Source organism: Prevotella communis (genome assembly GCF_022024175.1).
Taxonomy (GTDB): Bacteria; Bacteroidota; Bacteroidia; order Bacteroidales; family Bacteroidaceae; genus Prevotella; species Prevotella communis.
Map to the genome: position 1 here is coordinate 1,520,497 of NZ_CP091794.1, position 21,051 is coordinate 1,541,547.

General features: G+C 50.1%; 18 protein-coding genes and 2 tRNA genes. 12 read left to right on the top strand and 8 right to left on the bottom strand.

Annotated features, from left to right (window positions below):
- Positions 1–6 precede the first annotated feature (6 nt).
- The 4 genes from L6466_RS06165 (at position 7) to L6466_RS06180 (ending at position 4,756) form a co-directional block, all read left to right on the top strand.
- Positions 7–1,815 carry a chloride channel protein gene (locus L6466_RS06165; protein ID WP_237792893.1) on the top strand — a complete coding sequence of 603 codons (1,809 nt, stop codon included), beginning with the start codon at positions 7–9 and terminating at the stop codon, positions 1,813–1,815.
- A 33-nt stretch (positions 1,816–1,848) separates the two neighbouring features.
- Complete coding sequence (locus tag L6466_RS06170; RefSeq protein WP_237803450.1) at positions 1,849–2,796, top strand: aldo/keto reductase; 948 nt, start codon at positions 1,849–1,851, stop codon at positions 2,794–2,796.
- The gene (locus L6466_RS06175) at positions 2,781–3,671 is read left to right on the top strand and encodes an amidohydrolase family protein (RefSeq protein ID WP_091819202.1); all 891 of its coding nucleotides are present in this window, start codon (positions 2,781–2,783) and stop codon (positions 3,669–3,671) included. The genes L6466_RS06170 and L6466_RS06175 overlap by 16 nt, the downstream gene beginning before the upstream one ends.
- 65 nt (positions 3,672–3,736) lie before the next feature.
- On the top strand, positions 3,737–4,756 hold the full coding sequence (locus L6466_RS06180; protein ID WP_237803449.1) for a zinc-binding alcohol dehydrogenase family protein: 1,020 nt from the start codon (positions 3,737–3,739) through the stop codon (positions 4,754–4,756).
- A gap of 13 nt (positions 4,757–4,769) precedes the next feature.
- Here the strand turns inward: L6466_RS06180 and L6466_RS06185 are convergent, their stop codons facing one another.
- The 7 genes from L6466_RS06185 to L6466_RS06215 form a co-directional block, all read right to left on the bottom strand.
- Complete coding sequence (locus L6466_RS06185; protein WP_237803448.1) at positions 4,770–5,441, bottom strand: YraN family protein; 672 nt, start codon at positions 5,439–5,441, stop codon at positions 4,770–4,772.
- A 63-nt stretch (positions 5,442–5,504) separates the two neighbouring features.
- Positions 5,505–7,127 (bottom strand): MFS transporter, encoded by a 1,623-nt coding sequence (locus L6466_RS06190; RefSeq protein WP_237792888.1) that lies wholly within the window; start codon positions 7,125–7,127, stop codon positions 5,505–5,507.
- Between the two features lie 9 nt (positions 7,128–7,136).
- The gene (locus L6466_RS06195) at positions 7,137–8,513 is read right to left on the bottom strand and encodes a hypothetical protein (RefSeq protein WP_237803447.1); all 1,377 of its coding nucleotides are present in this window, start codon (positions 8,511–8,513) and stop codon (positions 7,137–7,139) included.
- An 11-nt stretch (positions 8,514–8,524) separates the two neighbouring features.
- On the bottom strand, positions 8,525–8,926 hold the full coding sequence (locus L6466_RS06200; RefSeq protein WP_143005817.1) for a hypothetical protein: 402 nt from the start codon (positions 8,924–8,926) through the stop codon (positions 8,525–8,527).
- Between the two features lie 11 nt (positions 8,927–8,937).
- Positions 8,938–9,594: a hypothetical protein gene (locus L6466_RS06205; protein WP_237792886.1), complete on the bottom strand. Its 657-nt coding sequence runs from the start codon at positions 9,592–9,594 to the stop codon at positions 8,938–8,940.
- Between the two features lie 77 nt (positions 9,595–9,671).
- Positions 9,672–9,745 (bottom strand) — tRNA-Asp (locus tag L6466_RS06210).
- 39 nt (positions 9,746–9,784) lie between these two features.
- Positions 9,785–9,858: transfer RNA gene (locus L6466_RS06215), tRNA-Asp, on the bottom strand.
- A 210-nt stretch (positions 9,859–10,068) separates the two neighbouring features.
- On the opposite strand from L6466_RS06215, the gene L6466_RS06220 reads away from it, so the two are divergent.
- The 8 genes from L6466_RS06220 (at position 10,069) to feoB (ending at position 19,381) form a co-directional block, all read left to right on the top strand.
- On the top strand, positions 10,069–10,815 hold the full coding sequence (locus tag L6466_RS06220) for a polyphosphate polymerase domain-containing protein (RefSeq protein ID WP_237803446.1): 747 nt from the start codon (positions 10,069–10,071) through the stop codon (positions 10,813–10,815).
- A gap of 32 nt (positions 10,816–10,847) precedes the next feature.
- On the top strand, positions 10,848–11,519 hold the full coding sequence (locus L6466_RS06225; protein ID WP_237792884.1) for a DUF4956 domain-containing protein: 672 nt from the start codon (positions 10,848–10,850) through the stop codon (positions 11,517–11,519).
- Positions 11,504–12,262: a DUF2490 domain-containing protein gene (locus L6466_RS06230; protein WP_091819194.1), complete on the top strand. Its 759-nt coding sequence runs from the start codon at positions 11,504–11,506 to the stop codon at positions 12,260–12,262. Before L6466_RS06225 ends, L6466_RS06230 begins: the two co-directional genes overlap by 16 nt.
- Positions 12,263–12,276: 14 nt before the next feature.
- Entirely contained in the window at positions 12,277–13,452 is a 1,176-nt protein-coding gene (locus L6466_RS06235) for a carbohydrate-binding domain-containing protein (RefSeq protein WP_176944350.1), read from the top strand.
- 65 nt (positions 13,453–13,517) lie between these two features.
- Positions 13,518–14,588 (top strand): LacI family DNA-binding transcriptional regulator, encoded by a 1,071-nt coding sequence (locus L6466_RS06240; protein WP_091819192.1) that lies wholly within the window; start codon positions 13,518–13,520, stop codon positions 14,586–14,588.
- Positions 14,589–14,605: 17 nt separating this feature from the next.
- A complete protein-coding gene (locus tag L6466_RS06245) occupies positions 14,606–16,102 on the top strand; it encodes a UxaA family hydrolase (protein WP_091854975.1) in 1,497 nt (498 codons plus the stop codon).
- A gap of 55 nt (positions 16,103–16,157) precedes the next feature.
- A complete protein-coding gene (locus L6466_RS06250) occupies positions 16,158–16,946 on the top strand; it encodes a hypothetical protein (protein WP_091854977.1) in 789 nt (262 codons plus the stop codon).
- A gap of 122 nt (positions 16,947–17,068) precedes the next feature.
- Positions 17,069–19,381, top strand: a complete 2,313-nt coding sequence (feoB, locus tag L6466_RS06255) for a ferrous iron transport protein B (RefSeq protein WP_237803445.1) — start codon at positions 17,069–17,071, stop codon at positions 19,379–19,381.
- An 80-nt stretch (positions 19,382–19,461) separates the two neighbouring features.
- Here the strand turns inward: feoB and proS are convergent, their stop codons facing one another.
- The gene (proS, locus tag L6466_RS06260; protein ID WP_091854979.1) at positions 19,462–20,943 is read right to left on the bottom strand and encodes a proline--tRNA ligase; all 1,482 of its coding nucleotides are present in this window, start codon (positions 20,941–20,943) and stop codon (positions 19,462–19,464) included.
- Between the last annotated feature and the right edge of the window lie 108 nt (positions 20,944–21,051).

Below are 21,051 nucleotides of genomic sequence, written 5' to 3' on the forward strand. Positions count from 1 at the left end.
AGAAGGATGGCGGATACAACCATAGATTCTTCCTCGGCAAGTTGGTTGACGCGTCTGCATGAGTGGCGCGAGGAGCATATCAGCGACCGTATGTTCGTGCTGGTATTGGCTTTCTTCGTGGGCTTTTTCTCTGCTGTGGCAGCCGCGGTGCTGCACTGGCTCATTAATCAGATTGTACAATTGCTGACCAGTTCGTTTGATGCTTCTTCATCAAACTGGCTGTACCTGGTCTATCCTGTTGTGGGTATCTATATCACGTCGCTGTTTGTGCGCTACGTGGTGAAGGATAATATCTCGCACGGTATCACGCGTATCCTCTATGCCATCAGTCAGAACCGTTCACGACTGAAGCCGCACAACACGTGGTCGAGCGTCATCTCGTCGGCCATCACCATCGGTTTTGGTGGTAGTGTGGGTGCCGAGGCGCCTATCGTGCTGACGGGTTCGGCTATCGGCAGTAACCTGGGAAAACTGTTCAAGATGGACAGTAAAACGCTGATGCTGCTGATAGGCTGTGGTGCCGCAGGCGCTATTGCCGGTATCTTCAAGGCGCCGATAGCAGGACTGGTGTTTACGATTGAGGTATTGATGATTGACCTGACGATGGCGTCGCTGATGCCTATCCTGGTGAGCTGTGTCACGGCGACCTGTTTTACCTATATCTTCAGTGGCGACGCGGCGCTGTTCTCATTCCATCTGGACAACCCCTGGTCCGTGGAGCGTGTTCCTGCCTGTATCGGCCTGGGCGTGTTCTGTGGCCTGGTGAGCCTGTATTTCATCAGGACGATGGGCTTCTGTGAGGATATCTTCGCACGTTTCAAGGACAAGCCCTACGTCAAACTGGCCATCGGCGGCGTGATGCTGAGCCTGTTGATCTACCTGTTCCCTTCGCTCTATGGAGAGGGATATGGGCCTATCAACCTCCTTCTGAATGGCACATCGGATGACGACTGGCGCCGTATCATGGATAACTCGCTGTTCTCCGGACAGATAGAGATGCTGATACCATATATCGCCCTGGTACTGCTGACGAAGGTGTTTGCCACCTCGGCCACGAATGGTGGCGGCGGATGCGGCGGTACGTTTGCCCCCTCCCTGTTTATCGGCTGTTTTAGCGGCTTCCTGTTCTCACGCCTTTGGAACATCAACCAGATTGGCGTCTATGTGCCTGAGAAGAACTTTGCCCTGATGGGTATGGCGGGCGTGATGTCGGGTGTGATGCATGCACCGCTGACGGGTATCTTCCTGATTGCCGAACTGACGGGTGGCTATAACCTGTTCCTGCCGCTGATGATCGTGTCTATCAGTTCGTACCTGACGATAATCCTGTTTGAGCCGCACAGCATCTACAGTTCGCGACTGGCCAAGCAGGGCAAACTGATTACGCACCATACAGACCATGCTGTGCTGACGCTGATGCAGATGGACAGCTATATAGAGCGCGACGTGCTGGCCGTGGGTCCTGATACCGAACTGTCTGATATCGTCAGGAAAATCAGTCGTTCGCGCAACAGCGTGATTCCTGTACTCGATGCCGCAGGGTCTTTGTTGGGCGAGATAGATATTGCCAAGAACAGGAATGTGGTGTTCCGTACGGAGCTATACCATCATTTCACGGCCAGCCAACTGATGCAGAAGCCGTCGGCCACGCTGAGCGACCAGGCATCCATGAGTGTGGTGATGAAGACCTTCGACCAGACGCATGCCAACTGGTTGCCCGTGCTTGACAAGGACGGACACCTGAAGGGTTACCTATCGCGCGAACGTATTTATACGCAGTACCGCAAGATGGTGGCCGATATGTCGGAAGATTAATTAACAAAAAAATAACCAGTAATTAAAAGCAAAATGAGGTACACAGAGTTAGGACGTACAGGGATGAAGATTTCCCACCTGAGTTTCGGCGCTTCTTCTTTAGGTAGCGTGTTTCGTGAGACGAACGAAAGCGAGAGTTTTAAAGCCGTAGAAACTGCCATTGAAGGGGGAATCAATTTCATCGACGTGAGTCCTTATTACGGACATTATAAGGCTGAAACGGTATTGGGTAAGGCCCTGCGAAATATACCCCGTGATAAATATTTCCTGAGTACGAAGGTAGGCCGCTATGGTAAGGACGGCGTGAATACCTGGGACTATTCTGCCAAGCGCGTGACGGATAGTGTCTATGAGAGCATGGAACGTCTGGGTATCGACTTCATCGACCTGATCAACGTGCATGATATCGAGTTCCAGGCTGCATTGCCCGGCGGCTTGCAGAAGGTTGTTGACGAGACATTGCCCGCCCTGGTAGAACTCAAGAAGAAGGGCGTGGTAGGTCATGTGGGTATTACCGACCTGCAGCTGGAGAACCTGAAGTGGGTTATCGAACATAGTGAGGCTGGTACGGTAGAGAGTATCCTGAACTTCTGTCACCACACCCTTAACGACGATGCCATCGTGGATTATCTGGATTTCTTTGAGCAGCATGGCATCGGTATCGTGAATGCGTCGCCCCTCTCCATGGGACTGCTGTCACAGCGTGGCGTTCCTGTCTGGCATCCGGCTCCCAAGGCTTTGGTAGAGGTTTGTCAGAAGGCTGCCCAGTATTGTAACGAGAAGAATTATCCTATCGAGAAACTGGCTGTACAGTTCTCTGTAAGTAATCCTCGCATCGCTTCGACGCTGTTCTCTTCGGCTAATCCTGAGAATGTGCGCCGTAATATCGAGTGGGCCAACGAAGAGCCCGACTGGGACTTGGTTCGTGAGGTGAAGGAGATTATCGGTAACCAGCAGCGCGTCACATGGGCAAACTCATAATCGATGCCCACAGTCATCTGTGGCTGAAACAGGATACCACCGTCGACGGGAAGCGTATCTTGTCGTTGAAGAACGGCCGGAGTATTTTCATGGACGAGGAGGTGCAGATGTTGCCGCCGTTTATGATTGACGGACAGAACACGGCTGAGGTGTTCCTGTCGAACATGAACTATGCGCAGGTGGGAGCCGCTGTCGTGGTACAGGAGGTGATAGATGGTTGTCAGAACGCCTACCTGACGAAGGTGCAACAGCAATATCCCGACCGCTTTTTCTGTATGGGCATGGCCTGGAATACGGACGAGGCACAGGCTGTCATCGACGCCGGACTGAAGGGTATCGCCTTCCCTGGTCATCGTATCCACGAGTCGTTGCTCACGTTGATGCCTGTCTTCAAACTCATGGAGAGCAAGGAGATGGTGCTGTCCATGTGTCTGGCTGATGATGAAGAGCAGATAGGGCAGATGGCGGAGGTAATCCAGGAATGTCCTGACCTCAAGGTAGCCATCGGTCATTTCGGAATGCCCAGCACGGCATCGTTCCGCAGTCAGGTGCTGCTGGCTCGTCAGGGACAGAACGTGATGGTGGAGTCGGGTGGTATCACGTGGCTCTATAACTCTGAGTTCTATCCGTTCCCCACGGCCATCCGCCGTATTCGCGAGGCGGCCGACCTGGTAGGCATGGAGCGTTTGATGTGGGGCTCCGACTATCCTCGCACCATTACGGCTATCACGTATCGTATGTCGTATGATTTCGTGGAGAAATCGTCGGAACTGACGGATAGCGAGAAGGCGATGTTCCTGGGTGGTAACGCGAAGTCGTTCTATGGCTTTGAGAACCTGCCGGAACTGCCTTATATCAAGAATATGTCTGAGTGAGGTGAAAGGTGAAAGAGAATCATTAATAGTTAAATGAGTTAAGCTAATAAGTAATCAGTAGTATAATGAAAGCAATTCAAATTACGCATTCGCAAGAATTAAACATCGTAGAGCTGCCACAACCAGCGCAGCCTGGCGAGGGTGAAGTGCTGCTTCGCCTCAGTTATGTAGGCTTCTGTGGCTCAGATATCAATACCTTCATGGGGCGCAACACGATGGCGCTCAATCCCGTGATTCCCGGTCACGAGGTAGGTGCCGTTATTGAGGCCGTTGGTGCTGGCGTACCCGAGACGCTGAAACCGGGCATGGTGGTTACGTGTAATCCTTATACCAACTGTGGCAAGTGTGCCTCATGTCGCAACCAGCGCGTCAACGCATGTCAGCACAACGAGACGCTGGGCGTGCAGCGCAATGGTGCTATGAAGGAGTTTATCGTCCTGCCCTGGGAGAAGATTATCCCTGCTGGTTCGCTCACGCCGAAGGTGACAGCCCTGGTAGAGCCGATGAGTGTTGGCTTCCATGCCGTGAGTCGTGCGCAGGTTACTGATATCGACGTGGTGATGGTGATTGGCTGTGGTATGGTAGGTATGGGTGCCATCGTTCGCAGTGTGATGCGTGGTGCAACCGTTATCGCTGCCGATATCGATGATGAGAAGTTGGCCCTGGCCAAGAAGATGGGTGCAACCTATACGCTGAATACCAAGACCGAGGATGCGCACCAGCGTCTGTCGGAGATGACAAACGGGTTTGGCCCTGACGTGGTGATTGAGGCCGTGGGTAGTGTGCCTACCTATCAGATGGCTATCAATGAGGTGGCTTTCACGGGTCGTGTGGCTTGTATCGGCTATGCCAAGTCTGAGGTGTCGTTCCAGACGAAATACTTCGTACAGAAGGAGTTGGATATCCGTGGCTCCCGTAATGCGCAGCCTTCCGACTTCCGTGCCGTTATCCGTTATCTGGAGCGTGGCACCTGTCCGGTCGATGCCCTTATCACCAAGGTCATCAAGCCCGAGGAGGCACTTGAGACGATGCGTTGGTGGAGTGAGAACCCTGGCAAGGTGTTCAGAATCCTCGTGGAATTCTAATCATCAACGTGGATTAGAACAGTTGGAAATCCTGGATATGTTGAATCTCGGGTGCCTGGCAACCTAAATCGCCTACGACGGTGATGACATCAAAACGCCAGGGGTTGTCTATCTGACGGTATTTGATGTAGTGGTTGATGGCAAGGCGCAGATTCTTCAGTTTCTGATAGTTGACAGCAGATTCAGGCTCGGCAAACAGACGGTTTTGCCGGGCCTTTACTTCTACAAATACCGTACAGTCGTTATCTTGTGCGATGATGTCTATGTCACGATGGCTGGAATGCCAGTCGCGCTCCAGGATCACATAGCCTTTCTCACGCAGGTAGGCTACTGCTATTTCTTCTCCGCGGATACCCAACTGGATATGTTTGGGAGCTTTCTCGTAGAGCTGCTTGCGGGAGGAAGCCTTCTCAAGGAGTTTCTTGCAGCTCACAAACTGCCTCTCCATCAGTTGCTCTGGTATCTCGACGTGTGTCAAAAGACGCTCTAGGGCCAGAAGGATTTTCCGCGCTTCGTCGGTTCGTCCTGCCTGGATGCGAAGCTTCAGGATATCGGTAGCCGTCCAGAACATGGCCGAAAGGGCGTGCCTTCCCTTGTCGACGGCATAGAGCTTACGTGCTTCTTCGTAAGCCTCCTCTATATGTCCCGTCATTCGGAGTGAAAAGATTTCCTGTACTGTCATCATCCTGTTTAAGGTCTTTATGATAAAAAGAATGGGGCTGTAAGTTACAGCCCCATTCTGAACAGACTATTCTTTGATGTTTGGTTCTTCGAGTCCAAGGCCCTTCTTCTTGTCAACCACTTTCAGCAGCAGACCAAGAATCAAGGCTGCTACACCGAGTGAGGCCAGCATGATGAGAGGCCAGGTGTAGTCGTACTGTGTGGGGTCTGTAACACCAGGATTGGTCTTGTCGAGCACCTTACCAATCAACAGAGGGAACAGCCACAGACCGATGTTCTGAATCCAGAAAATCAGCGCGTAGGCAGAACCGATAATCTTTGCGTCAACAAGCTTGGGAACGCTGGGCCACAATGATGCGGGCACCAGAGAGAATGATGAACCCAGGACGAGGATGGTGGCATAGGCCACGATGACACCGCCAACGGTGCTGCCATTGAACATAGGCAGGATGAAGGCGAAGGTGAGGTGGCAGGCAATCAGCAGCAATGAGCCCAGAACGAGCATTGAGGCTGCCTTACCCTTATGGTCAACATAGCTGCCCAGGATAGGAGTGATAAGCACAGCCAGCAGGGGGAACACGGCGAAGATTGACTCGGCCGACTGGCGCATGTAACCCATATAGCAATAGGTGATGAGCGACAGGATAGAGAGTCCCAGGAGGATGTACTTGCGGTTGGCCTGCTTCTGGAAGTTGCTGGCAAAACCGAAACCTGCTACGAGCAGCATGATGATATACTGTACGATGGTCACATCTGGCTGTGCCCAGAAGGTATCTGCTGCAGGAGCTTCAAGGGTGAGGTTGCATTGCAGCATGTTGACGGCGTACTTCTGGAATGGGAAGATAGCGCTGTAGTAGAGCACGCAGAGCAGGGCAACGAGCCAGAAACCGCTTGAGGTGAGGATCTGGCCGAGGTCTGAAACCTTGAAGGGATCATCCTTCTCCTCAGCCTCACCAGTCTGGGCATCCAGTTTCTTGTCCATCACGAAATAGACGATGGTCATGATGAGGGCGATACACAGCAGAACAACACCGAAAGCCACAGAACGGCTCACGCTGATGCTTCCACCCAGACGGGCGAAGAAGGGTGAGAAAATCATACAGGTGGCAACACCCAGACGGGCCAAGGCCATCTCAGAACCCATGGCCAGCGCCATCTCGCGACCCTTGAACCACTTCACGATACCACGGCTGACGGTGATACCTGCCATCTCACAGCCACAACCGAAAATCATGAAACCGCAGGCTGCGAACTTAGCAGAAGCGGGCATACCCTCGTAGAAAGGTGAAACACCCAGTTCGTCGAATACGGGAATATAATTCAGGTTATTGGTGAACCATGTTTCCAGACCTGTGCCAATGAATGCGTCTGTAACGGCATACCATTTGATGACAGCACCTACCAGCATGACTACGGCAGAGAGAACGGCGGTGAAACGCACGCCCATCTTGTCGAGGATGATACCTGCGAAAATCAGGAAGAAGGCAAAGACATTGAGGAATACCTCAGAGCCCTGCATGGTTCCGAATGCGCTTGAGTCCCATCCGCGCTCAGAGAGCATCAGGTCCTTGATAGGTGAGAGAATGTCCATGAAGATGTAGCTGCAGAACATGGCGAGAGCCAGGAGCAGCAAGGCGGTCCAGCGCATGGCGGCGCTGTCACGCAGAGTTTTTTGAATTGTTTGTGTCATTTCTTAATATTATTGTGTTTTAATAATTTCGTTTTTAAAGTGACTGTCGATATCCTGAAGTTCCTTCTCGTATACTTTATCCATCTGCTGTTTCATGAAGTGGTCCTCCAGATTTGTCAGATAGGCAAGGTCCTGAACGGCTCGTGCACCTGTGACGAGGAGTCCGCCGATATCCAGTTTCTGCCATTGTTCTGCGGCAATGGTAAACGTGAGGTTGCTGCCTGACGCAAAGAGGTTTGACAGCAACAGGATCTTGCGGGTGCGGGCGTCATAGAACTCGCGTGGCCCGTCTTTCTCCGGGTTATACAGCAGTCCGTGAAGCAGACTGACAGCCATATTGACCATCAGGGGGAAGGCAGCTTGTCTGCCTATCAGCGTCAGGTCTGTCATCGATGCCAGCTGTTGGGCCTGCATCTGGAACAGTTCGCTCTCCATGCCGGGCTGAAGGGCTTCCGTCACGGGTTTCAGCACATCAACAGGGTCGCCTTCTGCTGCTTTCTCCTGTGCATATTGCGAATAGACGGCAGCGGTGAGTCGTCTGGGATCTTCCTTGATATTGCGTAATGCTTCTGCCAGCATGCCAGGCGTGCTCACATCCTCGCCCGTAACGGCATCTGTAGAGGTGAAATTGCTGCCAGTACGTGTGCCCGTTATCTTATTGACAATGCCGAAGAGCCAGTTCATGGAGTCGTTGTCGAAAGCTTTGTCGGGCATCTCGTCGCGTTGCTCCAGAATCTCCTCCCAGGACTTAGGTCCTTCGTGGATCTCCCCGGCTTCCTCTATGAATTCCTGATTGGTCTCGTCTATGAGGGTCAGTTCCTTGGTATCTGGCTTTTGCTCCAGCATCGCCATGGCCGAGGGAGACAGGGCTGCAATGATCCGGCCTGATTTTCCCAGTTGTCCGGCAATCTTGGGTGTCATAGCCCAACGGGCGGACTGGATGCTGGTGGCAATGACGAGGAAAGTCAGGTCGCTGCGCGTGAGACCAGTACGACTGGCAAACTCTTCGTTGATGCGATTCACTTCACTCAGGGCATAGGTTATCTCCTTGCCTGTGAGCAGATCCTCGATGACGATATCGTGGGGGATGCCTGTCTCGTCGGCACGCTCCTCAATCGACTGCCATGAAGGGATGGCGTCAACGGCCATCTTCTCTTTCTGATGGGTTGGGGTAGTGGTGAGATGACGCTCTTCCGGCAGTTCTATGCCTTCTTCCTGTGCGATGGCTGATGCACGACGCTTCAGTTCTGATAATCTGTCGTCCATCTGCGAGAGTTGCTGTGTGTGACTGTCCGTCTGTTCCTGCAGACGTGACAAATCGCCCTCCTGCATCTTCAGCACGCGAAGGGTACGCTTCTCGTCATCTGTATATTCCCTGTCAGCCATTCGTCAGTTCCTTACTTATCCTTCTTTCCCTCTTCAATACGTTTCAATGCCTCCTCGAGGAACTCGATGGTCTCCTGAAGATTCTTGCGCTGCTCCTCATTCTGGAGGTTTTCCTCCTCCATCTTCTTGATGATAGCCTGCTGCTTGGCAATGATTGTACGTTTCATCATCTCAGCTTCCTGAGCCTGACGTTTCTTGGTCTGCGTGTATCTATAGAGTACACGCGCGCCCAATGAAACAGGATTGGCAAGACAGATGATATTCCAAGGGTCTGTCAGAAACCCCTTAATACCGTTATGGTAGCCCAACTGGTTCTTCAGAACCTCATTCACGCTGTTCTGAGGGTCCTTCAAAACCTGGTCAGCTACTTTAACGGCTGTGGTATAATACTCCTTGATATTTGTCTTACCCATAAGCATCCCCTTTATTGTTCTCCTTCCTTCACGGTAATGGCTTTCAACAGTTTCATAAGACTGTTGTCGCTATTCCAGCTGAAGTCGTCCATACCGATGATGGTACGGTATTTGCGTTTCAAGTCCTTGTCTTTTGGCAGGACACGTGAGATATCGCGCTCGTGCACCTTCACAAACTCTCCGTTATAAAAGAAGTAGTAGTGTGAGAAGATAGGGAGCTTATAGTCGTCCTCGCTGTTCAGGTCCATGGATGTAGTGGTGATAGCTCCACTCTCAAATCCCATGTTCGAGATGTTGATGTTGTTGCGGAGATTCTGATTATACGCATTCAGGTCCAGCAAATCTATACGATAGAGGATGTTTGAACCTACAGAGTCCACCATATAAGCCAACTGGTTTTTGATATTGATAAACTTCCTGTCATCAAACTCCACAGCGGCAATGGTCTCCATGTTGGCTTCCATCGTATATTCACCATTCAGGTAAACGAGTGAGCCATTCTTCAGGAAGACGTTGGTATGTGACTGGTTAATGGTGCGACCGGTTTTTAAGGTAATAACCGATGGCTTGAATTGTTTGTAAAGTGTGGCCTGAGTTGTGCGCTGTTGGGCTGTACAAACGAGTGCAGCCATTACAAACATTGTCAAAAGAATTGTTTTCTTAATCATAGTCTTGCTTGTTACTTTTTGGTTGATAATTTAAAAGCCCATCGATTCCTGAAAATCAATGAGCCTTATTCTTTTTGCGGTGCGTACGAGATTCGAACTCGTGACCTCCTGCGTGACAGGCAGGCATTCTAACCTACTGAACTAACGCACCAATCCGTAATGTTTGCTTTGCTCACCAGTTTTAGAGAAGCGGTGCGTACGAGATTCGAACTCGTGACCTCCTGCGTGACAGGCAGGCATTCTAACCTACTGAACTAACGCACCATTGTAGGTCTCTTTGCTGTTTTGCGGGTGCAAAGGTATGACTTTTTCTTGAATAAAAAAAACATTTCGAAGGAATTTTTTTAGAGATAACATCCTTTAACAATTTTAGGGCCATTTTGCTGATTGAATTGTTGTTTTTGTGGAAAAAATTTGCTCAGTTTATGGGAAATGTGTAATTTTGCCAACAAATCGATAACTAAAGCCGTTTTAATGGAAGAATTATTATTTTCCTTTGCTCCCATCACACTTGATGAGATGAGCGGTGTGAAACTGATGAATCGCACGGATACAAAATTCGTGACCAGTATGCCTATGCTCATCCGGTTGCTGGAGATGGCTCAGGGAGACTATTACGCGCAAGAAATAGATGGTGAACGCAACATGCTTTATGATACCACCTATTTTGATACGCGCGACTATGATATGTATAAGGAACATCAGCATGGTCATGCCAACAGACAGAAGATCCGTTTCCGTACCTATGTGAGCAGTCATCTGCAGTTCATGGAGGTGAAGACCAAGAATAATCACGGTAGGACGAAGAAGAAACGTATCGAGGTGGAGGATATGAACCTTGACGACCAGCAGAAGCGTGAGTTCCTGGCAAAGACGCTCAGGTTTGATGCAGATACCCTGATACCTCATATGCATAATTATTTCCGCAGGATTACGTTGGTCAATAAAGCCAAGACGGAAAGGCTTACCATAGATACTGCGTTACAGTTTAATAATGTGCAGACCCATACGAACAAGGATATGGGACCGCTGGTCATTATAGAACTGAAGCGTGACGGAATGGCTTTCTCGCCTGTGCTGGAGATGTTGCGCACGCTCCACATACACCCACATGGATTCAGCAAATACTGTATGGGAGCAGCTATGACCAATAGCCATTTACCCATCAACCGCTTTAAGCAGAAACTGAGGGATGTGGAACTTATATTAAATAAGGAATAAAAATAAATAAGGTAAAAATAAGGTAAAAAACGATGGATTACATTTTGAATTTCTTTTCAGGTGACTTCGGATTGGCACTTCTGCGTTTTGTAGTGTGCATGTTTGTAAACTGGGTGATTATTGACCGCCTGTATTACAAAAAGTCACGTCGTCGCGATTTCTATTTCACGTTCATGCTTATCTCCGTGGCCATTTTCTTCCTGGTTTACTTCATGATGGGTATGGATCGCGGTAAGGCCACAATGGGCGTAGGTCTCGGCTTGTTTGGTATCTTCAGTATCATGCGTTATCGTACCGACACGATGCCTGTGCGCGAGATGACTTACCTCTTTATTATCATATGTCTCTCTGTGGTTCATGCGATGGTGGATGTAGAGTCGACCCCTGATGTCCTGGCAGACTTCCTGAAGTTGGGTGTCATCGATGTCATCGTACTCGTTGCTATCAGCATGTGTGAGCGCCGTCTGAAGATATTGAGTAATAAGCTCATTCAGTATGACCGCCCGGAACTCTGTAAGCCGGAAAACAAGGAGAAGCTGATTGCTGACCTGGAGGAACGTACCGGTCTTAAGATTATCAAGGTAGAGGTCGGCGGTATCGATTTCCTCAAGGATTCTGTGGTGCTGCGCGTCACCTACGACAGTAAGCCTAATGAAGTAGATAATCAATTCACGGTAAGAAAATCACAATGGAGAAACGTCTGATTATTTTGTTGCTGGCCGTAGTCGCAGCGCTGCCCCGGCTGTATGCCCAGAGTGAGTCAGGTATGATTCTAGGACTGGAGGTAGAGAAGAAAATCAATAAGCAGTTGGGTGTCAGCTTGGAGGCCGACTACCGTAGTCGTAATGACTTCAAGACCTCCGACCGCTGGAGCGTGGGGCTGAATGCCGACTATAAGTTGGCCAAGTGGCTGAAGGCCGACGCTGGCTATACTTATCTGAATACTCATTTCGGAGAGAAGATCACGAAGGGGGCATCGAAGACGAAATGGCGTCCCAGCTACTGGGGACCGCGTCATCGCTTTCATGCCTCTTTGGGGGCTGACTACAAAGTGTGGAGCAATCTTCGCGTGTCACTTCGTGAGCGTTGGCAGTATACCTATCGCCCCGAGAAGAGTGTAGAACGCTGGAAGATTGATGAAACCCTGAAGACGAAATCGCTGGATAGTGATTATATCCGTGAGTCAAAAGGCAAGCATCAGCTCCGCACCCGACTGCAGGTGGAATGGGACCAGAAGCGTGCTATGTTCACTCCCTACGCTAATGTGGAGTTCTATAACAGTATGGCTATCGAGAAAATCCGCTATACCGTTGGCACGGATATCAAAATCACCAAACAGCATTCTTTCGGCCTCTACTATCGCTTCCAGGATATGCGAAACTCGGATGCCGAGGATGCCGATCCTGATATGCATTATTTCGGCGTAGGCTATAAACTAAAACTCTAAAACAAGTAAAGATGATGAAAAAGTATTTTCTTGCCGTCTTCCTGATGGCGCTAACTGGTGGCATGATGACATCGTGTGGCGATGACGATACCAGCGAATATGATGGATATAAGACCGTGACGGATGATGAAAAGGAGAATGACAGCGATACTACGGTCGTTGTACGTGACACCCTTGCCGTGAATATCGTATGGGATGGTACCACCGTCCAACTGACAGGTGATGTTGACTCTGTCTCCTATACGCAAACGGGTGGCGATGTGGTGATTACCTCCAATATCGACAGATTCCTGGAACTGACCCTTAGTGGTTCAACCTCTGATGGTTCTCTCCTGGTCTACAGTCTGAAGAAGTATGGCATCATCCTGAATGGTGTCAGTATTACCAATCCGGATGGAGCCGCAATCAATAACCAGTGTGGCAAAAGTCTGTTCCTGACCTTGGCGGATGGTACGGTGAATACCTTGACGGATGGTGAAAATTATGCCGAACGGACATTCGACCAGAAGGGTACTTTGTTCAGCGAGGGACAGATTTACTTTGGCGGAACTGGTTCACTCACAATCAATGGCAACGGAAAGAATGGCATTGCCTGCGATGACTATATCGTTATGAATGGCGGCACCATCAAGATTGATGTGGAAGATACGGGTTCTAACGGCATCAAAGTAAACGATGGCTTCACGATTAACGATGGTGTGCTGACCATTGACGTGAAAGCTGATGCGGCTCGCGGTATCCGTTGTGAGGCCCGTACCACGATAGCTGGTGGTACTACGACCATCACGACATCTGGCGACTGTGAGACTGAAACTGTCGAAGGGGTAGAGGATGCCTCTTCTGCAGCGGGTATCAAGTGTGACAGCCTGTTCCTGATGACAGCCGGAACCCTGACTATCACCAGTAAGGGTGATGGCGGCAAGGGTATCAACTGCGCCGATAGCGTGAAGTTCTGTGGCGGAACGCTGTATGCCGAGACAAAAGGTGGTAATGACGAAGGAAAGCCCAAGGCTGTGAAGGGCGATAAGGGTATTGTTGTCAGTGGCGGCTCGTTCACGGCTAAATGTGTGAAGAGCTGGGCGCTCGACAATGGTGTTGATACAGAAGACCCCAAACAGCGTGTCACCATCCTGGGTGCGCCCACGACGAACACCGTTCAGAAACGCAACGTCGTTATCAAATATGAATAAAATCTGCCATAACTTTTTGTTATTCGGCAAAGATTTCATACCTTTGCACGAAATATCAGAAAGTTATGGCAACTGAAAAGATTAGAATTAAGGATATCGCAGAGCGGGCGGGAGTGTCAGTGGGCACTGTCGACCGCGTTTTGCATGAAAGGCCTAACGTGTCTCCTGCAGCACGGGAGAAGGTAGAGAAGGCCTTGGCAGAAATGGATTATCAGCCTAATGTATATGCTTCAGCATTGGCTTATAATAAGGATTATTTGTTTTGTTGCGTCATTCCGATGCACGAAAGTGAAGCCTATTGGGACGAGATTGAAGAAGGCGTGAAGGCATGTACCGCCCTCAGGCGTGATTTCCATATCTCCCTGAAGATTTTGTATTACGAGCGCTTCAACTCGGCTTCTTTTGAGAATATTGCCAAGGAATGTCTAGATGCTAATCCTGATGGTGTCATCGTAGTGCCAGCCCGACTGGATATCACTCGCGATTTCACGGAACAGTTGTCCGACCGTAATATTCCTTTCATCTTGCTTGATTCCTATCTGCCGGATTTGAAGCCATTGGCTTTCTATGGTCAGGACTCTTTCCAGAGTGGCTATTTTGCAGCCCGTATGATGATGCTGATTGCATCTAAGGAACAGGAGATTATGATGATGAAGCAGCTCAACAACGGACATGTCGGTTCTAAGCAGCAGTCCAACCGTGAGACTGGCTTCCGTCATTATATGCGTGACCACTTCCCTGAAATTTCAATTATTGACGTTGATCTCCCTCTTGGTGGTACGAAGGCACAATACGATAAGATCCTGGAGGACTTCTTCAAGGAGCATCCTCATGTGCACCATTGTATCACCTTCAATTCCAAGGCCCACCTCGTTGGCGAGTTCCTGTTGCGTACCAATCGTCGTAACGTGCAGATTATGGGTTACGATATGGTGCCAAAGAATGCCGAATGTGTGCGCCAGGGCAGTATCTCGTTCCTGATTGCCCAGCATGCCTATATGCAGGGCTATGCCTGCGTGGAGACCCTTTTCCAGGCTATCGTACTGAAGAAGGAGGTGAATCCCGTGAACTACATGCCTATTGAACTGCTGGTCAAGGAAAACATTGAATTCTATCGCCGAACGAATGTCGGATAAAAAACAAACTATTATTTATGGAACTTAAAACTTATCTCAAAATCAATCCTGCAGACTCTGTCGTTGTCTGTTTGGTAGAAAAGAAAAAAGGCGACGTCATCGAAGCTGGTGGCGAACGTGTGGTGCTGGCCGAGGATGTACCTGCTGGTCATAAGGTGCTGTTGCGCGATGTGAAGCAGGGTGAGAACATCATCAAATACGGCTATCCTATTGGTCATGCTCTTAAGGATTTGAAAGCTGGCGAATGGGTGAATGAGAATAATCTGAAGACGAATCTGTCTGGTACGCTTGAATATACATATTCTCCTGTTAACGAGGTACTTAATATCAAGAAGGAGAACAGGACCTTTAAGGGTTATGTTCGTAAGAATGGCGATGTGGGCGTACGTAATGAGATATGGATTGTGCCTACTGTGGGCTGTGTCAACGGTATTGCCGAGCGCCTCGCAAAACAGTTGCGTGAGGAGACCGGTTGCAAGGATATCGATTCTATCTATACCTGGCATCACAACTACGGTTGTTCGCAGCTGAGCGGTGACCACGAGAATACCCGCAAGGTGCTTCGCGACATTGTGCTTCATCCTAATGCCGGAGCAGTATTGGTACTGGGCCTGGGATGTGAGAACAACCAGCCTGATGACTTCATGAAGCTCTTGGGCGATTACGACAAAGACCGCATCCGCTTGCTCGTTACTCAGAAGGTTGATGGCGACGAGGTTGAGGCTGGCATGCAGATTTTGCGTGAGCTCTACGCTATTGCCAGCAAAGACCGCCGTGAGGATGTGCCTGTCAGTAAACTGCGTGTAGGCTTGAAGTGTGGTGGCTCTGACGGATTCAGCGGTATCACCGCCAATCCCCTTGTTGGTGAGTTCAGCGACTGGCTCGTGGCACAGGGTGGTACGAGCGTATTGACCGAGGTGCCTGAGATGTTTGGTGCTGAAACGATTCTGATGAACCGTTGCGAGACGCCTCAGCTCTTTGAGAAGACTGTTTCGATGATTAATAATTTCAAGGAGTATTTCCTGAGCCACGGCGAACCCGTAGGCGAGAACCCCAGTCCTGGTAACAAGGCAGGTGGTATCTCTACCCTCGAGGATAAGGCCCTTGGTTGTACGCAGAAATGTGGTCGTGCCCCTGTGAGCGGTGTGATGGAATACGGAGACCGCCTGTCGGCTACAGGCCTGAATCTCCTCTCTGCTCCTGGTAATGATCTCGTGGCTTCTACCGCTCTGGCTTCTTGCGGTTGTCACCTGGTATTGTTTACCACTGGCCGTGGTACGCCCTTCGGCACCTTTGTTCCTACGATGAAGATTGCCACCAATCCTACATTGGCCGAGCGTAAGCCCAACTGGGTGGATTTCTCTGCCGGACAACTCATTCAGGGTCGTACGATGGAGGAACTCGTGCCCGAGTTTATCGATAAGGTGCTGGCTGTTGCCTCTGGCGAGAAAGCCCGTAATGAGGAAAACGACTACCGCGAGATTTCAATATTCAAGAACGGCGTAACGCTATAGGTTTGAGGTTTGAGATTTAAGGTTTGAAATTTGAGGATTTGAGCATTAAAATAGAATGGATGTAACAACACGAAATTTCTTTCGCCTTTTGCGTGCAGGCGTGTTCGGTCAACAGGAAAAGGTCGAACCGATGTCGGCATGCAAATGGCGGAAGACGATGTTGTTTGCCCAGGCTCATGGTGTCGAGGCCGAGACCTATGCCGGACTGGAGGTGCTCAATGAACAGTATTTCATTCAGATTATCTCCCCTGACGTGGTCAAAGAGTGGGCTTCACTATTTTCCTCCCGCCGCGCTCGTCCTGAGTATGACCTCTCCTTACTGTCTCCCCGTTTGAAGAAAGGGCTTGCGGCTATTGCTGAGAAGACCGATACTGCCTCTGCCGACTATCAGTTGCTGGATGCCTTTGTTCATTTGGCTTATGCTCTGCTGCGTGATGACCAGTGGGTGAGACAGATGTTGGTTACCGGCGAGCTGATTCGCGAGCGTGGCACTCAGGTGGACAGGGAGCAGATGAAAACGTGGTTTAAGAAGCTGCATCTTCATAAGATGATACAGTTGGAAGGTGCCCTCCTCGTAGAACTGCTGGGCCTGCAACAGGAAGAGTTGCCTTTTGAGGTCCTTCCTTCCAACTTTGATATCGACCGCTTTGCATCGGCCATCCCGCATAGTCAGGAGCAGATGCGCTTCTCTCAGGGAAAAGATATCTTTGTTCATACAAGTAATAAGTCGGCCATGGTGTGGAACGCACGTCGCTCCGCCCGCTTTTTCCGATATAATCCAGCAGAGAGCATCGCAAACCTCTTTTCGTCGTTTGCCAGGTCGCTCACAAATATTGAGGAGTAGTTCAGGTAAAATACTGTGATATACTCCTTATTTATAGGTATTATTTTATAAAAACAAACTGTATTGCTGGCTTTTCCGCAAAAAGTTTGTAACTTTGCATGTCAAAGAAGCGTTATTAAAACATGAAACTTTCTGAATTGAAAAATGGAGAGCAGGGTGTTATCGTGAAGGTGTTGGGTCACGGTGGCTTCCGCAAGCGTATCATAGAGATGGGATTTATCAAGGGACAGACCGTAGAGGTGCTGCAGAATGCGCCCCTTCAGGATCCCGTGAAATACCGTATAATGGGCTATGAGGTGTCACTTCGTCGTCAGGAGGCCGAGCAGGTGGTGGTGGTTTCTGTCTCTGAAGCACACGAGATGGAATCGCAGGTAGTGCTGCAAGGGCACGAGGAGGACTACCTACAGCACCGGGCCTTGCAGCAGCGCCGTACGATACATGTGGCACTGGTGGGCAATCCCAACTGTGGTAAGACCTCGCTATTTAATTTCGCTTCTGGTGCCCATGCTCATGTGGGCAACTATAGTGGTGTCACCGTGGATGCCGCCGAGGCCCACGCACAGATGTTCGGTTATGAGTTTCTGCTTACCGACCTGCCCGGTACTTATTCCCTCTCGTGCTATAGTCCTGAGGAACTTTATGTCAGAAAACATCTCTCGGAACAGATGCCCGACGTGGTGATTAATGTGGTGGATGCCTCTAATCTGGAGCGCAACCTGTATCTCACCACCCAGTTGGTGGATATGAATGTGCGTATGGTGTGCGCCCTGAATATGTATGACGAGTTTGAACGTCGTGGCGACAAACTGGATATCCTTACGCTCTCGTCTCTTTTTGGCATGCCCATGATTCCTACGTCGTTTAAGACGGGTAGGGGACTCAAGGAACTTTTCCGTGCCGTGATTCAGGTCTATGAGGGCAAACAGGGTACCTCGCGACATCTGCATATCAACTATGGTCACGAGATAGAACAGGGTATCAGTCATATCCAGCAGTACCTGAAGGCTGATGAACATATCCGTCAGCGTTATTCTACCCGTTATCTGGCTATCAAGCTCCTGGAGCACGATAGTGATGTGCTGCAGTATATTGGACAGCATCTTGCCGAGGAACATCGTCCTGAGGATCGTAAGCAGCTCCTTCAGGCACGAGATGTGGCTGCTGCACGTGTGCAGGAGGAAACAGGTTCTGATTCCGAGACCGCCATCATGGATGCCAAGTATGGCTTTATCAATGGTGCGCTGAAGGAAGCCGGTTATGTGACGGGAACCAAGGAGGATACCTATCGCACGACCCACCGCATAGACCATATACTGTCGCATAAGGTATGGGGCTTCCCCGTTTTTTTCGCCATTCTCTTCATCATGTTCCAGACCACCTTCATGCTGGGCCAGTATCCTATGGACTGGATAGATGCCGGTGTAGAGTGGTTGGGCGAGTGGATAGGTACTACGATGGAGGACGGTCCGCTTCGTTCGATGCTTGTCGACGGTGTCATTGGCGGTGTTGGCAGCGTTATTGTGTTCCTTCCCCAGATTCTTATCCTCTATTGCTTTATCTCCATCATGGAGGACTCTGGCTATATGGCCCGTGCTGCTTTCATCATGGACAAATTGATGCATAAGATGGGACTTCACGGCAAGTCATTCATCCCTCTTGTCATGGGCTTTGGCTGTAATGTGCCAGCCGTGATGGCTACCCGTACCATTGAGAGCCGTCGCTCACGTCTCATCACGATGATGATACTCCCCTTGATGTCGTGCTCTGCACGCCTACCTATTTATATCATGATTATCGGTACCTTCTTCGCCGTAGAGTATCAGTCGTGGATTATGATATCCCTCTATGCCATTGGTATCCTGCTTTCGGTGGTGGTAAGTAAGGTATTCTCTTCCTTTATCATCAAGGGTGACGATACTCCGTTTGTGATGGAACTGCCGCCTTATCGTTTCCCCACACTGAAGGCTGTGGTGCGCCATACATGGGAGAAAGGTAAGGAGTATCTGAAGAAGATGGGAGGTATCATCCTGGTTGCCAGTATCCTGGTGTGGGCTATGGGCTATTTCAGTTTTACGGGAGTGGCAGAGTCGATGGAGACCAGTATCATTGGCCGCATGGGACAGGCCGTTGCACCAGTCTTTGCCCCTCAGGGCTTCAACTGGCAGTTGGATGTATCGCTTATCACCGGTGTTGGCGCTAAGGAGATTGTTGCATCATCTATTGGTGTGCTGGGCGGACTGGAGTCGCTCACGCCTCTGCAGGCCTATTGCTACCTGCTCTTTGTGCTGATTTATTTCCCCTGTATAGCTACTGTCGTTGCTATTAAGAACGAGACCGGCTCCTGGCGTTGGGCTTGCGTGTCTGCCGTTTACACCACTTGTCTTGCCTGGGTGGTCTCTGCTGTGGTCTATCAGATAGGCTCTTTGCTCTGCTAGGATTATTGATACAATAAAAGACCGATACCCGCGAAGGATATCGGTCTTTTTTCTATTCTGTTGTAATTTGGTTCCGGAACTTAGTAGCTGCGGGCAATGATAACACGAGCCTTGGAAGGCTTGCCGCTTACCATATCGACACCAGGTGTCTGCTCTACGCCGAATGGCACGCAGCGGATAGTTGCCTGAGTCTCTTCCTTGATCTTTGCCTCGGTCTCGGCTGTACCGTCCCAGTGGCAGAGGAAGAAACCACCGTCCTTGATGCGCTCCTTGAACTCCTCGTAGTTGTCGCACTCGTAGATATGTGCATCACGATAAGTCTTGGCCTTCTCGAAGATGTTCTTCTGGATATCCTCGAGCAATTGCTCAACATATTCTGCGATACCCTCGATAGAGCGAGTCTCTTTCTCCAGAGTGTCACGACGCATCACCTCGATGGTGCCATTCTCAAGATCGCGGGCACCCAGTACCAGACGTACGGGAACACCCTTCAATTCGTAGTCGGCAAACTTGAATCCAGGACGCTTATTGTCTGAGTCGTCGAACTTCACTGTGATGCCAGCTTTGCGAAGCTTCTCGATGATAGGCTGAACCTCCTTGTTGACCAGTTCCATCTGCTCGGGCTTGGTGGCGATAGGAATAATCACTACCTGGATAGGAGCCAGACGTGGAGGCAATACCAGACCGTTATCGTCAGAGTGTGTCATGATGAGTGCACCAATCAGACGGGTAGAAACGCCCCATGATGTAGCCCATACATATTCAGGCTTATTCTCCTTATTGAGATATGTAACCTCGAAAGCCTTGGCGAAGTTCTGACCCAGGAAGTGAGAGGTTCCGCTCTGTAGGGCCTTACCGTCCTGCATCATAGCCTCGATGGTGTAGGTATCCAGTGCACCGGCGAAACGCTCGGTCTCACTCTTAACACCCTGGACAACGGGTACGGCCATCCACTCCTCAGCGAACTTGGCATAGACCTTCAGCATCTTCTGTGCCTCCTGCTCAGCCTCTTCGCGAGTGGCATGAGCGGTGTGACCTTCCTGCCACAGGAACTCGCTGGTGCGAAGGAAAGGACGGGTGCGCATCTCCCAGCGCATCACGTTACACCACTGGTTGCACATCAGGGGCAGATCGCGCCAAGAGTGAATCCAGTTCTTATAGGTGTTCCAGATAATTGTTTCTGAAGTAGGACGGACAATGAGTTCCTCTTCGAGTTTGGCAGAGGGGTCAACCTCAACACCACTCTTGTCTTCCTTGGCGCGCAGACGATAGTGAGTCACCACGGCGCACTCCTTGGCGAAGCCCTCTACGTGCTCGGCCTCACGGCTGAGGAATGACTTTGGTATCAGCAGGGGGAAATAAGCGTTCTGAGCGCCAGTCTCCTTGAACATACGGTCAAGCTCGTGCTGCATCTTCTCCCAGATGGCATATCCATAGGGCTTGATAACCATACAGCCACGTACAGCCGACTGTTCAGCGAGGTCGGCCTTGACAACAAGGTCGTTGAACCACTGGCTGTAATTATCGGCTCTTTTTGTTAAATCTTTTAATTCTTTTGCCATGTTTTGTTCAATATCTTTAAAAATTTTGTGCAAAGGTACAAAATAATTGAGAATTGTAGATTGCGAATTGAGTTTTTTTTCTATCTTTGCACGTTGAAAAGAGCATGT

Excerpts from the sequence above, each read along its gene's own strand:
- L6466_RS06205 (WP_237792886.1), bottom strand. The coding sequence starts at position 9,594 with ATGATTAAGAAAACAATTCTTTTGACAATGTTTGTAATGGCTGCACTC.
- L6466_RS06180 (WP_237803449.1), top strand. The coding sequence starts at position 3,737 with ATGAAAGCAATTCAAATTACGCATTCGCAAGAATTAAACATCGTAGAG.
- L6466_RS06245 (WP_091854975.1), top strand. The coding sequence starts at position 14,606 with ATGGAACTTAAAACTTATCTCAAAATCAATCCTGCAGACTCTGTCGTT.
- L6466_RS06175 (WP_091819202.1), top strand. The coding sequence starts at position 2,781 with ATGGGCAAACTCATAATCGATGCCCACAGTCATCTGTGGCTGAAACAG.
- L6466_RS06225 (WP_237792884.1), top strand. The coding sequence starts at position 10,848 with ATGGATTACATTTTGAATTTCTTTTCAGGTGACTTCGGATTGGCACTT.
- L6466_RS06195 (WP_237803447.1), bottom strand. The coding sequence starts at position 8,513 with ATGGCTGACAGGGAATATACAGATGACGAGAAGCGTACCCTTCGCGTG.
- feoB (WP_237803445.1), top strand. The coding sequence starts at position 17,069 with ATGAAACTTTCTGAATTGAAAAATGGAGAGCAGGGTGTTATCGTGAAG.
- L6466_RS06185 (WP_237803448.1), bottom strand. The coding sequence starts at position 5,441 with ATGATGACAGTACAGGAAATCTTTTCACTCCGAATGACGGGACATATA.
- L6466_RS06200 (WP_143005817.1), bottom strand. The coding sequence starts at position 8,926 with ATGGGTAAGACAAATATCAAGGAGTATTATACCACAGCCGTTAAAGTA.
- L6466_RS06165 (WP_237792893.1), top strand. The coding sequence starts at position 7 with ATGGCGGATACAACCATAGATTCTTCCTCGGCAAGTTGGTTGACGCGT.
- L6466_RS06250 (WP_091854977.1), top strand. The coding sequence starts at position 16,158 with ATGGATGTAACAACACGAAATTTCTTTCGCCTTTTGCGTGCAGGCGTG.
- L6466_RS06235 (WP_176944350.1), top strand. The coding sequence starts at position 12,277 with ATGAAAAAGTATTTTCTTGCCGTCTTCCTGATGGCGCTAACTGGTGGC.
- L6466_RS06230 (WP_091819194.1), top strand. The coding sequence starts at position 11,504 with ATGGAGAAACGTCTGATTATTTTGTTGCTGGCCGTAGTCGCAGCGCTG.
- L6466_RS06240 (WP_091819192.1), top strand. The coding sequence starts at position 13,518 with ATGGCAACTGAAAAGATTAGAATTAAGGATATCGCAGAGCGGGCGGGA.
- L6466_RS06170 (WP_237803450.1), top strand. The coding sequence starts at position 1,849 with ATGAGGTACACAGAGTTAGGACGTACAGGGATGAAGATTTCCCACCTG.
- L6466_RS06220 (WP_237803446.1), top strand. The coding sequence starts at position 10,069 with ATGGAAGAATTATTATTTTCCTTTGCTCCCATCACACTTGATGAGATG.
- proS (WP_091854979.1), bottom strand. The coding sequence starts at position 20,943 with ATGGCAAAAGAATTAAAAGATTTAACAAAAAGAGCCGATAATTACAGC.
- L6466_RS06190 (WP_237792888.1), bottom strand. The coding sequence starts at position 7,127 with ATGACACAAACAATTCAAAAAACTCTGCGTGACAGCGCCGCCATGCGC.